General features: G+C 24.8%; 11 protein-coding genes, 2 pseudogenes and 1 riboswitch. Of the genes and pseudogenes, 7 read left to right on the top strand and 6 right to left on the bottom strand.

The genetic code is table 4. The annotated features are described in order from the left end of the window. Positions 1-28 precede the first annotated feature (28 nt). The gene (locus ACXUB0_RS10830) at positions 29-301 is read left to right on the top strand and encodes a hypothetical protein (protein ID WP_174480642.1); all 273 of its coding nucleotides are present in this window, start codon (positions 29-31) and stop codon (positions 299-301) included. Between the two features lie 100 nt (positions 302-401). Here the strand turns inward: ACXUB0_RS10830 and ACXUB0_RS10825 are convergent, their stop codons facing one another. Continuing rightward, positions 402-1937 carry an ABC-F family ATP-binding cassette domain-containing protein gene (locus ACXUB0_RS10825; RefSeq protein WP_338957779.1) on the bottom strand — a complete coding sequence of 512 codons (1536 nt, stop codon included), beginning with the start codon at positions 1935-1937 and terminating at the stop codon, positions 402-404. 115 nt (positions 1938-2052) lie between these two features. Next, a protein-coding gene (locus ACXUB0_RS10820) for an IS3 family transposase (RefSeq protein WP_458258646.1) occupies positions 2053-3173 on the bottom strand; the annotation gives its coding sequence in 2 pieces (ribosomal slippage) (positions 2053-2930 and positions 2930-3173; 1122 coding nt in all). A 120-nt stretch (positions 3174-3293) separates the two neighbouring features. Between ACXUB0_RS10820 and ACXUB0_RS10815 the strand changes: the two genes are divergently transcribed. From ACXUB0_RS10815 to ACXUB0_RS10795, 5 genes are all read left to right on the top strand, one after another. After that, on the top strand, positions 3294-4679 hold the full coding sequence (locus ACXUB0_RS10815; protein WP_458258645.1) for a hypothetical protein: 1386 nt from the start codon (positions 3294-3296) through the stop codon (positions 4677-4679). A gap of 761 nt (positions 4680-5440) precedes the next feature. Continuing rightward, complete coding sequence (locus ACXUB0_RS10810) at positions 5441-6172, top strand: ABC transporter ATP-binding protein (protein WP_458258366.1); 732 nt, start codon at positions 5441-5443, stop codon at positions 6170-6172. An 83-nt stretch (positions 6173-6255) separates the two neighbouring features. Further along, on the top strand, positions 6256-6939 hold the full coding sequence (locus ACXUB0_RS10805) for an ABC transporter permease (RefSeq protein WP_458257703.1): 684 nt from the start codon (positions 6256-6258) through the stop codon (positions 6937-6939). A gap of 842 nt (positions 6940-7781) precedes the next feature. Continuing rightward, positions 7782-7952 (top strand): hypothetical protein, encoded by a 171-nt coding sequence (locus ACXUB0_RS10800; RefSeq protein ID WP_458258644.1) that lies wholly within the window; start codon positions 7782-7784, stop codon positions 7950-7952. Positions 7953-8416: 464 nt separating this feature from the next. Beyond that, a complete protein-coding gene (locus tag ACXUB0_RS10795; protein WP_458258643.1) occupies positions 8417-11044 on the top strand; it encodes a valine--tRNA ligase in 2628 nt (875 codons plus the stop codon). A gap of 7 nt (positions 11045-11051) precedes the next feature. Here ACXUB0_RS10795 and ACXUB0_RS10790 read toward each other — a convergent pair whose 3' ends face one another. Continuing rightward, on the bottom strand, positions 11052-11270 hold the full coding sequence (locus ACXUB0_RS10790) for a hypothetical protein (protein ID WP_458258642.1): 219 nt from the start codon (positions 11268-11270) through the stop codon (positions 11052-11054). Between the two features lie 343 nt (positions 11271-11613). Between ACXUB0_RS10790 and ACXUB0_RS10785 the strand changes: the two are divergent. After that, positions 11614-12528 (top strand): annotated as a pseudogene (locus ACXUB0_RS10785) (IS256 family transposase); the annotation flags it as partial. 325 nt (positions 12529-12853) lie between these two features. On the opposite strand, the pseudogene ACXUB0_RS10780 reads toward ACXUB0_RS10785, so the two are convergent. From ACXUB0_RS10780 to ACXUB0_RS10770, 3 genes and pseudogenes are all read right to left on the bottom strand, one after another. Further along, positions 12854-14092 (bottom strand): annotated as a pseudogene (locus ACXUB0_RS10780) (IS256 family transposase). Between the two features lie 79 nt (positions 14093-14171). Beyond that, the gene (locus tag ACXUB0_RS10775; protein ID WP_458258641.1) at positions 14172-14483 is read right to left on the bottom strand and encodes a hypothetical protein; all 312 of its coding nucleotides are present in this window, start codon (positions 14481-14483) and stop codon (positions 14172-14174) included. Positions 14484-14607: 124 nt separating this feature from the next. Continuing rightward, positions 14608-14788: riboswitch (cobalamin riboswitch) on the bottom strand. A 52-nt stretch (positions 14789-14840) separates the two neighbouring features. Next, positions 14841-15395: an inorganic diphosphatase gene (locus tag ACXUB0_RS10770; protein ID WP_458258640.1), complete on the bottom strand. Its 555-nt coding sequence runs from the start codon at positions 15393-15395 to the stop codon at positions 14841-14843. Between the last annotated feature and the right edge of the window lie 87 nt (positions 15396-15482).

Here is a 15482-nt window from a genome sequence, read left to right as displayed (position 1 = left end):
TAGGCGCCAGAAAGAAGAGGCATTGTTAATGGAAAACAATCAAACAATCGAAGCATTATTAGAAGAAATTAAAGTTTTAAAAGAAACAGTAATTACTATTAATGCAAGTTTAACAACACTTGTAAAAATCACAGAAGAACGTGAAAAACGTTTTGCTGAACGTGGAGCAAGAACACAAGGGGATAGAAATTCTTCTGATCGTGGAAACTTTAGACCACGTTCTGACCGTGGTGATTCTAGTTGAGGAAACAGTGGTGGATTTAGCAGACGAGACCGTGACGACCGTAATCGTAAAGGATAATTTAAACAAATAAAAAAACTTATAACTAAGATTTAGTTATAAGTTTTTTTATTTGTTTAAATGTATAAATTAAATATTAAAAATAACTATTTTAATTTCACTAATTTGTTAATTTTTCAAAATCTAAAACACCATCAACTCAACTATTATTAAAATTAGTATCATGAGTTGTCAATAATACAGTGCCTTCAAATTCTTGCAATGCTTTTAATAAAGACTCTTTAGCTAAAACATCAATATGATTAGTTGGTTCATCTAAAATTAATAAGTTGTAAGGTTTTAATGCCAATGCTGCTAATCTAACCTTAGTTTGTTCACCACCAGAAAGTAAGTTCATTGGTTTCATTACTAAATTACTACGCAAGCCAAAACTTGCTAAAATTCTTCTAATCTCAACATCATTTAATTTAATATCTAACTCTTTTAAATAATTAAATGGAGTAGTACTAGTCATTACTTCAGTCTGATGAAAATATGCTACTTGCATTCGATCATCTAAATTAATATTTCCAGCAAGTGCTGGAATATTACCGGCTAATGTTTGCAAGAAAGTAGTTTTACCAATTCCATTATACCCTTTAACAACTCACTTACTACCAGTCTTAATAACAAAAGTAAGTGGCTTAATTAATGGTTTATGATAACCTATTTCAAGGTTTTTAGCTTGCACAGCAATTGAACTCGTTGTTTTATAATACTTAAAATAAAACTTTGGAGGAGACTGGATTTGCTGTTTTTCTAAAACATTAATTTTAGATAATTGTTTTCTTCTTGATTCAGCACTTTTAGCAGTTGAAGCACGTGCTGCATTTTTACTAATATAAGTTTCTAATTTTTCAATTAATTTCTTTTGATTTGAATATGCTGATTCATATTGACGATGATGTAAACTTTTTTGTTCTAAAAAACTTTCAAAATTACCAACATAACGAGTAATCATATAATTATCAATATCGAAAATAATATTACATGTTGTATTAATAAAATTACGATCATGTGACACCAATAAAAATGCACTAGGGTAATTTTGTAAAAACTTAGCTAATCAATTAATTTGTTCAATATCCAAAAAATTAGTTGGTTCATCAAGTAATAAAAAATCATCTTCATTTAATAATAATTTTGCTAATAACACTTTTGCTCTTTGACCACCACTTAAACTACCTAAAGTTTGTTCTAAAAGCTGTAAATTAATACCCAATCCATCAACTAAACGACCAATTTTTTTACTAATAGTATCAAATCCTTGGTGTGTCAATTCATCTTGAATTTTCATTGCTTTCGTTAATAACTCTTCACTATAATTATTAGCCATTTCTGCATATAAGTTTTCCATTTGTTGTTCACGTTCAAAAAGTTTTTGATAACTTTCACGCAAATATTGTAAAACTGTTAATTCTAAATTAACCTCTTGATGTTGATCCAAATAGCCAATTTTAATTTTAGGATGAATATTTAAATTAATATGATCTGCAGATACTGTTCCATTAATAATATTTAATAATGTTGTTTTACCAACACCATTCATACCAATTAATGCCACATGTTCACCTTTATTAATTTGTAAAGTGGCGTTTTTATACAAAACTTTTCCACCATTAGCATGTGTTAAATTCTCAATTGTGACAATACTCATCTTATACCTCATTAATATTTTTTTAATTACTTAGTAATAATAACATGAATATTAGCCATAAAATAAGAGAAAAGAGAAAATAGTATTAATTTTGGAATGGCAACACTTTTTAGGACTATTTTTTGGTAGACACTTGTTCTTGATATTTGATAGGAGTTAAGTAGTTTAAAGTGCTGTGGATTCTTATGTTGTTGTATCAATTGATATAATCAAATAATTCTAATTTTAATTGGATTAATGATGTAAAATTTTTATCATTAATAAATTCAGTTTTGAAAGTTTTAAAAGTTGCTTCAGCAACAGCATTATCATAAGGACAACCTTTTTTGCTTAAAGATCGAGTAATATTGAATGCTAATAAAAGATTATTAATAATTTTATTGTTAAATTCATTACCTCGATCACTATGAAATATTTGGATATCTTTTAAACAGCGATTTGATTGCATAAATGCTTGATATACTAGTAATGCATCTTTTTTAACTCCAACACTATGTCCAATAATTTCGCGGTTAAATAGGTCTATTAATAGGCAAATATAGTTTCATTTACCATTAACTTGAACGTAAGTTAAATCACTAACAATAACTTCATTTTTAACCCTATTATTAAAGTTTCTATTAACAAGATTGGTTATTTGACTATTATTGACTTTATTATGATGATTTTTGAATGATAATTTAGTGTATTTTGATATTAAATTATGCTTATTCATAATTTCTTTAATTTTTCTGCGTGATAAATAAATTTCTTGGTTTTCTAAAATTTTTTTTAATCTTCTAGTACCATAAACTTCTTTATTTTCTTTAAAAGCACTAATAACAGCTTCATCATACATATTATTTTTGATTTTATTTTCTTTTTTCTTTAAGTTAAAATAATATGTTGATTTAGATATTTTCAAAAAACGACACATTGTGCGAATTTTATATTTAACTTTATTTTTAGCAATAATTTCTACTTTCTGCCTATTATTAGTGCTGCTTGCTTTAAAATATCATTTTCCATTCTTAATTGTTTTAATTCTTTTCTTAATTTAATTAATTCATTTTCTTCAACAGAACGATTATCTTTAGTTTTAAAACTACCTGAATTAGTAAATTGCTTAATTCAATTATAAGTAGCTGCTCTTGTAACATTGTACTCTTTAGCAATACAAGACACTGACTTACCGCTTTGATATAAAGCTACTATTTGTTTTTTAACTTCATCTGAATATGAGTTAATATTGGCCATAATTATACTTCCTTTCTTTTCACTAATTTGTTCACTTGTCTACGTAATTAGTGTCCAATAAAGTGTAACCCATCCATAACTGTCAGGTTAGAAATAATTATTCCCTTTTTTAGTTTAATTATGTTTAAAAGATTCCAAACAGGTTCTAATGAAAGTATTTATGATAATAATGATTGACAATATATTCAATTTGGAGGATTAAATAGTCATATTGATATTTCAAATCAAGTAGGTGCTGATAAAGTTGAACATAGTAATAATCTAAATGAAACATTAGGTTTATATTATATTGTTAAAGCAGTACACGAAAATAAAATTACTAAAGGTGTAGCTGATAGTTTAGGAAAGGATTTTATTAGTAAAATTAGTATTAAAAATAGTTTTAATAAAAGTTTAACTAATGAGATTATTAATTTAATTGTTGATAAAGAAAAAGTTTATAAACTAATTAATGAATTGCCCTTTTCTAATGATGCAAGAGATTATTCAATTAATTATATTTTTGATAAAGATAATAATGTAATTGAAATTTATTATCATAAATTTAATAATACGAATTTAAGTAAAAATATTAATATATTTAATTCTCAATCATTTGATGGAACTAATAGTTGAGAAGATTTTAAATCAGAAAACTACACTTTAATTAATTGAACAAAATATGCAAAAAGATGAGAAGAGTTTTGTCTATTATGACCTAGCCTTTCATTTAATAATTCTTATATTAAATTAACTAATTCTAATGGTCCTGTTATTAACAATAATCTAAGTTTAATGACTAATAAAATTAATAAATCTATTCCTGAGTATATTGCTCCTCCATTTAATGATCCTGTAGTATTAAATAATGATACTTTTAATTTTAAGTTTGAAAATAATTTTTGAATTTTTATGGCTCAAAATCGAATTCATATATATTTATGTATATGGCACGATGATAATAATATTTATTGTCAATATGCAGGTCATAATTCTTCTCAGTTTTGTGCTAGTGGTAGTTCTTATGATATAAAATTAGATTCTATTACATTTCATAATTTATCTGATTCATCTGTTTTATTAAATAAAAAAATAGCAAATGAAAAAATTTATGCTTTGGTTGTTGATTCACAAAGTAATATTTTTAGAACACAAGAAGATAGAATTTATAAACTTAGTACTACAGGAGTAGAAACTTTAATAGAAGGATTAGATGCTGGTAAAACTGCCAGAAATATAGTAATTGATAATGAAGATAATGTTTATGTTGGAACTGATTCTGGTTCTGTTTATAAAAGTGATGGAATACATAAATTTGAAAAAATTTTATTGCCAGATTCAACAAATTGAATATGAGCTTTAGCGGTTAATAAAAAAACCGGTATTGTTTATGTTGGGAATGATGATGGTGTGTATAGCATTGATAAAAATAGTAACGTTAATCATATGTTAGAACCTGTTTGGAATCTTTTAAACATAATTAAACTAAAAAAGGGAATAATTATTTCTAACCTGACAGTTAATTAACATTTTATTTTCTTTGTCATTTTTTTGTTAAAAAGATTTTATCATTTGACAACTTATCGATTAAAAATTTATTTTTCAACTATAAAATAACATTTATGATATTAATTTAATCAAAAATAAGTTAAAAAAGATCCTAAACAGGTTCTTAGGAACACATGATTATATTAATAGTTTAGCAATAGGTGAAGATGGTTCTGTTTTTGCTGGAGCTAATAATCATGGTAAAATTTATAAAAGTAATGGTGTAAATGATTTTCAATTAATTAAAGAACAAAATGATGCTGGGTCAATAAAAAGTTTAGTCGTAGATACTATTGGAACTATTTTTGCTGGTTCTGATAATGGTAATATTTATCAAATTAATAGTGGAAGTATGTATTCTAAAATTTTAAATACAGGTCATGAAATTAAACGATTAATTATTGATAGAGATGGTGTTTTGTTCGCTGGTGTTGATTCAAATCAAATATATAAAAAAGTAAAAAAAATCATCTATTTTTTGCAATATGTTAGGAATAGATAATGATAATGAACATATTCTTGCCTTAACAATTAATTCAGAAAATACTTTATATGCTGCAGGAACTGAAGGAATTTTGTATTCAAATAAAAATTTTAAGTAACATTTTAAATGTTACTTAAAATTAAATATATTAAAAAAAATTTAATTAAAAAAAATGTTGGTTCTTATGATATAAAATTAGATTTTTTTAATGCTATACTTATTTATAAAGTTTAAAATAATATGAAAGGAAGCAATTATGAAAGTAATTAAGGTTAAAAATATTACGAAGTCGTATAATGGTAATGTTGTACTCGGACCTATTAATTTAGAAATTGAGAGTGGTAGTTCTGTTGCTATTTTTGGTGCTAATGGTGCTGGTAAAACCACATTATGTGAGATTATTAGTAATACTAAAAATGCAAGTACAGGAGAAATTGAATATAACTTTAATAAAAAAGATATTCCATATGTTGTTGGAATAAATTTTCAAGATCAAGTTTATCCTAACTTTATAACAGTTAAAGAATTAATAAATTTTTATCATAAGATTTATTTAGATAAAATAAAACCCGAAATTTTTAATAGTATGTTAGATAAGTTTCAATTAAAAGAATTATACAAACGTAAAGTAAATAGTTTATCGGGTGGTCAAAGACAAAGAGTTAATTTATTTTTATCATTATTTCATCAACCAAAAATTTATATTGGTGATGAGATTTCAACTGGTTTAGATGTTAAAACAAGAATTGATATTATTAATTTTTTACAAGAACAAATTAGTTTGAATAACATTACTTTAATTTTAGTTAGTCATAATTTAGATGAAATCCAAGCTTTATGTAAACGTATTATTTTTTTAAAGGATGGTCAAATTATTGATGATACTACTGTTGTTGAAGTTACTAAAAAATATGGTTCATTATTAAAATATTATTTAGAAAAAACAGAAACACCATTAGAAATAACTACGAGAAAGGAAAAAAAATAATGCTAGCAATGTTTCAATTATTATTTGGTTATTTTAAGAAATCTTTCCATAGTATTTTCTTTGGCTTTATTTTCCCTATTATTATGTTAACAATTTTAGTTGCTGTATTAACACCCGGTAACCCAAATGTTGCACAAACAGTATTACCGGGGTTAGTGATGTCAGCTTCACCAGTATTAGGAATTGTTACTTTATCAATGACATATTCTGATTTTAAACAATCAATAATTATTAAAAGAATTGGTGCAACACCATTAAAACCATGACAATTTATTAGTAGTATTTTAATATTTCATGTTATTTTAATTTTTATTGGTAGTTTTTGAACATTAGGAATTGGTGCAGCTTTATATCATAATCAGATTAATTGAGAACTAATTAATTGAGGTTATATATTACTAGCAATTCTGCTTTCATCAATTATGTGTTCAGCAGTAGGAATAATGGTTGGTATTCTTGCTTCTGATTTTAAAATTGCTAATGCTTTTGCTTTATTATTATATTTGCCAACATCATTTTTATCGGGTCAATATATTCCGTATGTAGCCATTAAAGGACAACCAGTTTTAGTTATTATTGCTAAAATTATTCCTTTTTCTTATCCTGTTTCTATTATGAATAGAGGATGAAATAATTATGGTACTCCAAATGATTTAATCAATGCAGCACTTTTTGATAATTACTGAATACCAATTTTAGTTAGTTTACTTTGAATTGGAGCATTAATATTTGGAGCAATTATGGCTTATAAATATCGACGAAAATAAATTAATCTATAATAATAAAAATAGTTACCATTTTGATAACTATTTTTATTTCAATCAACAACTAGCAAACTTAAATCTACTGTAAGAACCTGTTTAGGATCTTTTTTAACTTATTTTTGATTAAATTAATATCATAAATGTTATTTTATAGTTGAAAAATAAATTTTTAATCGATAAGTTGTCAAATGATAAAATCTTTTTAACAAAAAAATGACAAAGAAAATAAAATGTTAATTAACTGTCAGGTTAGAAATAATTATTCCCTTTTTTAGTTTAATTATGTTTAAAAGATTCCAAACAGGTTCTTAAAATATATAGTCATTTTACGTTATTTTATAAAAGATTCCAAACAGGTTCTAAAAAATAAATTAGACTGCATGCAGTCTATGAAAACATCAACTCCTGTTTTTAAAAAAGATAATTTTAATATTTAGATTTTTTCTTTTCTCAAATGTCTGTCAATATCGAGTGAAAATTTCCCAAAAATATTTATCAAAAATTAAATTATTTTGGAAAGTTACACTGTTAAATAAACACAAATTCCAAATAACCCCTAAAACTTTAGTTTCTTACTTTCATATAGGAACTTTTTTTGTATAATTTAATTAAACTTAATATAAGTTTTTAACTCATTATTTTATTTTAAAATAAATGAGTTTTTATTTTGAAAGGAAGAAAAAAATGCAAGAAATTTTAGAACAATTAAAAATAAAAAAACAAATATAGAAAAAAATATTAATTTTTTTAAACAAAAAATAAATGAAATTGATCAGCAAGAGATTGAAGAAAAAAATAAACTAACCTTACCATTTGAAAATCAAATTAAAGAATCTGAATATAAGTTGCAAAATATAAATGAAGAAATAATCAAAATTGAAAATCAAATTAAAAATAATATGCAAGTAAAAGAAAACGAAACAACACCTTTATTGCAAGAACATGTAAGCAATATAAATAATGAATCAACATCAATTGAACAAAGTAACTGTTTTAAATGTTGTGTACTTATGTAAAATCAATTTTAAGGAACCAAATTTGTTTATATACAAACGATTTAAAATTTTATATGGTTCAGTATTCAAAAAATAAACAAGCCTAATGAGGCTTGTTTTAAATCTAGTTATTATCAATAATAAGTTTTTATAATAACTTCATTTTTGGGAAATTTTTACTCGATAATTAATAGGAAATTATCACTAAATAATGACACTTTTCTCAAATGTCTTGTTTTTTAAAATTAACAATGTAAAATAAAATACATAATTAGTTTAAAATATAAAAGAGTAAAATTAAATGGTAATTTAGAGACTTAGTGGTTGCTGTAAACTAAGCAACTTTAATTTGAAGGTAACTTATATTATTAGCAATTTAAATAATAATTAAGTGCATTTACTTTGTAAATGAATTAGGATGGTACCGCGTTAAAAAACGTTCCTATTTGTGGAATGTTTTTTTATTTTAAAAAGGAGTATAACAAATGAATAGAAATTTAAACAAAAAATATAATCATATTGAAATTGAAAAGGATCGTTATGAACAATGAGTAAAATCTGGATTATTTAAGGCAAATGTTAGTTCTATTAATCCTACATTTTCTATTATCTTACCACCACCTAATGTAACCGGACTTTTACATTTAGGTCATGCTTGAGATAGTACTATCCAAGATTTATTAATTCGTTATAAACGTTTACAAGGATTTAATACTTTATTTATACCTGGTATGGATCATGCTGGCATTGCCACGCAAGTTAAAGTTGCACAACGTATTAAAGAAGAACAAAAACTTAATTTGCAAGAATTAGGTAAAGATAAATTTTTACAACAAGCATGAAAATGAAAAACAGAATATGCACAAAACATAAGAAAACAGTGAGCAAAACTTGGTTTAGCATTAGATTATTCGCATGAAGTATTTACTTTAGATGAAAATGTTAAGCAAGCAGTTAATGAAGTATTTGTAAAGTTATATAAAGAAGGTTTAGTTTATCGAGGAAAAAAGATAGTAAATTGAGATCCAGAATTAAAAACCGCTATTTCTAATATTGAAGTAAAATATCATGAAACAAAAGGAAAAATGTATTATTTAAAATATTTTATAGAAAATAGTAATGAATTTATTACTATTGCTACTACCAGACCAGAAACAATTTTTGTTGATCAGTGTATAGTTGTAAATAGTAAAGATAAACGTTATTTACAATTTATTGGTAAAATGGTTGTTAATCCGGCTAATAAAATGTTAATTAAAATCATTGCTGATGATTATGTTGATATGAATTTTGGAACAGGTGCTATGAAATGTACACCAGCTCATGATGCTAATGACTATGAAATTGCATTACGTCACAATTTAGCAATGCCTATTTGTATGAATGTTGATGGAACTATGAATGAATTAGCACAATCATATATTAATCAAGATCGAATGGTATGTCGTAAACAATTAGTTGAACAATTAAGAAAAGAAAATTTAGTTGTAAAGGTTGAATACCATCTTCATCAAGTTGGTTATTCAGAAAGAAGTAACGCTATTATTGAACCATATTTATCACAACAATGATTCATAAAAATGAAACCATTAGTTGAAATGATTATTGATAAACAAAAAAATAAGAAAACAAAGATTGATTTTCATCCAATATTATTTGAACAACAACTTTTGCAGTGATTAAATAATATTCAAGATTGATGTATTTCTCGTCAATTGTGATGAGGTCATTCGCTTCCAGTTTGATATCATAAAAAAACTAAGAAAATTTATGTTGATACTAATCCACCATCACCAATTAACGATTATATTCAAGAATCAGACGTATTAGATACATGATTTTCTAGTGGTTTATGACCTTTTGTAACCTTGGATTGACCACAAAAAAATGTTGATTTGCAAAAATATTATCCAATATCAGTATTAGTTACTGCTTATGATATTTTATTTTTTTGAGTTGCACGAATGATGTTTATGGGTTGAAAATTTACTAATCAAAAACCATTTACTAATGTTTTAATTCATGGTTTAATTCGTGATGAACAAGGTAGAAAAATGTCAAAATCATTAAATAATGGAATTGATCCAATGGAAGTTATTAAAAAGTATGGTGCGGATGCTTTACGTTACTTTTTAGTTAGCAATTGTGCTCCGGGTCAAGATTTAAGATTTAGTATTACTAAAGTTGAGTCAGCTTGAAATTTCAATAATAAGTTATGAAACGCTGCACGTTATGTACTAATGAATATTGATGATAATTTTCAATTGGATGAAAATATTGTTTATAATAATTCATTATCATTTATTGATCAATGAATTTTACAAGAACTTAATCAATTGATTATTTATGTAGAGCAATATATGGAAAAATATGAATTTGTTTTAGTAGTTAAAGCACTATCAAATTTTATATGAAATAAATATTGTTCTTGATATATTGAATTAAATAAAGTTAATTTACAAAATCAAGAGCAACAAAGTAACTCATTACAAACATTATATTATGTTTTACAACAAATTATTATTATGGTTCATCCCTTTATTCCCTTTATCACAGAAGCAATTTATGAAGAAATGGGGTATAAAAATAGCATTTTAACAAATAAGTTTCCTAAAGTTAAAGTTATGAAAAAAACAAAAGATGTAACACAATTTGTTGAAATATTAATTGAAATTATTGGTAATATTCGAGAAATTCGTAAAGAACTTAATTTATTTTTAAAATTACCGTTAACTATTCATATCAATACGACTAATTCTTTTTTTGAATTAGAAAAAAATACTTTAAATCCTTATTTATTACAATTAACTAATAGTCAAATTGTTACTATTAGTGATAGTCCGTTGTCTGTTAATAATAAAATAATTAAAATTATTAATTCAGCAGTAATAGAAATTAATGTTTCAAATTTATTTAATAAAGAAGAACAATTAGCAAAATTAAAAGAGGAATTAGTTTATATTGAAAATGAAATAAAACGTAGTAAAGATATTTTAAGTAACCAACAATTTTTAGCAAAGGCACCACCAACAAAAGTTGAAATAGAAAAGCAAAAATTAGAAAAGTATCAAAATCAAAAAAATTTAATCAATGCCAAGATTAAAGAATTATAAAAAACTTTTATTTTAATTCAAGTTGAAAAATTTCATTATTTTCCAATTTAATATCATCGATACCTACTGAAAAATCAATAAATTCTTTACAATTTCAGTGTTCAATGTATCAAAATTTTTTATTTTCTTGAGTACCTTTTTTACCTTTTACAGCAACCAAAAATCTTCCAATTTGACTTTTTTCAACAGTAAAATCATTAGAACCTGTTTGGAATCTTTTAAACATAATTAAACTAAAAAAGGGAATAATTATTTCTAACCTGACAGTTAATTAACATTTTATTTTCTTTGTCATTTTTTTGTTAAAAAGATTTTATCATTTGACAACTTATCCATTAAAAATTTATTTTTCAACTATAAAATAACATTTATGATATTAATTTAATCAAAAATAAGTTAAAAAAGATCCTAAACAGGTTCTTAGAGAATTTAGAAAAATTATTAATAACTACAAAAAGAAAATATATACAATTGATGCATATTAAGGTAATGTTTAGTAATCTGTGTAACTTACAAAAATAACTATGTTTAATTAATTCTATAATAAACCTAGAAAGAGTGAATTACAGATGGCTAAAAAGCAAAATATTAATAATAATGTTCCAATATCAAAAGCAGTAGATTTATTATTAGAAAATACTGAAGATTTAACAACAGTTTTTAAAGAGGGAGGTTTGTATAAATAATTAACAAAAATATTAGTAGAAAAAATGTTGAATTCTGAGATGCAAAATTATTTAGGATATGATAAGAATCAACATAGTAATAGTGACAATGCTCGTAATGGTATAAGTTCAAAAAAATTAATAACTCAACAAGGTAAAATTGAGATTGATGTACCACGAGATCGCAATAGTAATTTTAATCCTGTAATAATTGCAAAAAGACAAAGAAGATTTGATGGTTTTGATCAACAAGTTCTTTCTTTATATGCAAAAGGTATGACATTATCAGATATTAGAATGCAATTACAAGAGTTATATCATGGTGCTGATATTAGTGAAAGTGTTATTAGTCAAATTACTGATGATGTTATTGATGATGTAAAAGCATGGCAAAATCGACCATTAGATAGTATTTATCCGATTGTTTATTTTGATTGCATAGTAGTTAAAATACGACAAGATAAACGCATTATTAACAAATCTGTGTATATAGCTTTAGGAGTTGATTTAGAAGGTAAAAAAGATGTTTTAGGCTTATGAATTAGTGAAAATGAAGGTTCTAAATTTTGATTAGCCAATTTCACAGAAATGAAAAATCGAGGCTTAAATGATATTCTTATTGCTTGTAGTGATAATTTAACAGGAATGTCAGAAGCAATACAATCAGTTTATCCTAAAACAGAACATCAATTATGCATCATTCATCAAATTAGAAATAGTTTGAAATATGTCTCATATAAGCATAGAAAATCTCTAGTTGCAGATTTAAAACCAATTTATACTGCATGTAGTGAAGAACAAGCAATGCAGGCTTTAGAACCTGTTTAGGATCTTTTTTAACTTATTTTTGATTAAATTAATATCATAAATGTTATTTTATAGTTGAAAAATAAATTTTTAATCGATAAGTTGTCAAATGATAAAATCTTTTTAACAAAAAAATGACAAAGAAAATAAAATGTTAATTAACTGTCAGGTTAGAAATAATTATTCCCTTTTTTAGTTTAATTATGTTTAAAAGATTCCAAACAGGTTCTTAGAAACATTTGAAAATAAGTGAAATAAACAATATCCTCAAATTGCTAAATCTTGATATAAAAATTGAGGCTTTTTAGAAATCTGTGTATCTTTGTTTTACAAAGTACTAGTTAAGATTAATTCTATCTTCAAATTTTATCATAAAATGAGCAATTGCTGTATTTCAATTTTGAATGGGCATTGTTCATTTTTTTGTTATATTTTCAATTGCTAAATAAAATATTTTCAATTCTTCCATATCATTAGGAAAAACTTTTTTATTTCTGATAACTTTTCGTAATTGACTATTAACAGATTCAATAGCATTTGTGGTATAAATTACTCTTTTAATTTCTGTTGGATAACTAATAAAAACTATCAAATTTTCTCAATTTTTATATCAAGATTTAGCAATTTGAGGATATTGTTTATTTCACTTATTTTCAAATGTTTCTAAAGCCTGCATTGCTTGTTCTTCACTACATGCAGTATAAATTGGTTTTAAATCTGCAACTAGAGATTTTCTATGCTTATATGAGACATATTTCAAACTATTTCTAATTTGATGAATGATGCATAATTGATGTTCTGTTTTAGGATAAACTGATTGTATTGCTTCTGACATTCCTGTTAAATTATCACTACAAGCAATAAGAATATCATTTAAGCCTCGATTTTTCATTTCTGTGAAATTGGCTAATCAAAATTTAGAACCTTCATTTTCACTAATTCATAAGCCTAAAACATCTTTTTTACCTTCTAAATCAACTCCTAAAGCTATATACACAGATTTGTTAATAATGCGTTTATCTTGTCGTATTTTAACTACTATGCAATCAAAATAAACAATCGGATAAATACTATCTAATGGTCGATTTTGCCATGCTTTTACATCATCAATAACATCATCAGTAATTTGACTAATAACACTTTCACTAATATCAGCACCATGATATAACTCTTGTAATTGCATTCTAATATCTGATAATGTCATACCTTTTGCATATAAAGAAAGAACTTGTTGATCAAAACCATCAAATCTTCTTTGTCTTTTTGCAATTATTACAGGATTAAAATTACTATTGCGATCTCGTGGTACATCAATCTCAATTTTACCTTGTTGAGTTATTAATTTTTTTGAACTTATACCATTACGAGCATTGTCACTATTACTATGTTGATTCTTATCATATCCTAAATAATTTTGCATCTCAGAATTCAACATTTTTTCTACTAATCTTTTTGTTAATTATTTATACAAACCTCCCTCTTTAAAAACTGTTGTTAAATCTTCAGTATTTTCTAATAATAAATCTACTGCTTTTGATATTGGAACATTATTATTAATATTTTGCTTTTTAGCCATCTGTAATTCACTCTTTCTAGGTTTATTATAGAATTAATTAAACATAGTTATTTTTGTAAGTTACACAGATTACTAAACATTACCCAAAAATTCATCAATGCTTTTTAATTAAATGACGAAATATTCAAATTATTATGACCAATATTGGTCATATACTAAAATACAAAAATATTCAACTATTACCACCGTAAAGTATAATTTCTAATGAAGCAAAAATTAAAGGAATAGTAATTGACATATATAGTGGAAAAACTAATGCTGAAAATGCTAATAGAAAAATTACAACTTCAATATTTGGTAATATTGTTAGTACTTCTTTTAAAGCAAAAACTAGTGCTGCATATGAAGGAATAATCAAGATACGAATTAATTTTTGGACATGGTTACTCATATTTGTTCTCGGCTTTCTTTATTTTTTAAATTTAAAACCACCTCATAAAGGTGGTTTAGTTATACTAATCGGAGATAAAACATCAATTAAAATTATATAACTGTTATCTGCACCCAGAGATTAGTTTAATAGTGTTAAATAGATAGGTCTACTGGCTTAACTTCATTTTACTTGTTACCCTTCTCAAAATCTTTGATTTCAATGGATTATGTAACTTTTATCAGTATCACAGTTGCTGGGGGGCAGCTTAAGATTACTTAATTCCCTTTTATGAACAGTTGTTCATCTATTTAATTTTATTCAGTTGTATTTAAGGATAAATGATTTAATATATTAAAAATATATTACACTTTTTGTTTATTTTTTGTTTAATAATGACACTAATTGTGCTTTTGGTAAATTATTCATTTCATTTTGATATTCTTTAAACATATTTTTACATGTTGTAAGTTCAGTTAATGCTTCTTTTAAGTTACCTCAACCTTCAATTATGACTTTCTTTTTTTGTAATTCTTTATATTGTAAAAAGAAATTAACAATTTCATCACGTAAATGTTGTGGTACATCTTTTAGATCTTGATAATCATTAAAGCGTGGATCAGAATTAACAACACCAAATAATTTAGTATCAACTTCACCACCGTCAATCATTTTAATCATTCCTAAAACTCTAACTTCTACTAAGCAACCAGGGAAAGTTGGATAAGTAATTAAACTAATAATATCTAAAGGATCACCATCATAATCTAAAGTTTCAGGAATATATCCATATTCACCGGGATAAAAATTAGCACCATAAAGAACACGATCTAATATCATAGTTTTAGATTTTCAATCATATTCATATTTATTACTTGATCCTTTGGGAATTTCAACTACCATTTGCACAATGTTATTTTCACTTTTATTCATTAATACTTCATCTCCTTTTAACAAGTATATAGGGGCTTTGCCCCTAGTTGCTTCGCAACTCACCCCAGTGGCGTAAACGCCACGGCC

The sequence above is a fragment of the Spiroplasma endosymbiont of Dactylopius coccus genome, from assembly GCF_977110965.1.
This window is presented reverse-complemented; position numbering and strand designations above follow the sequence as displayed.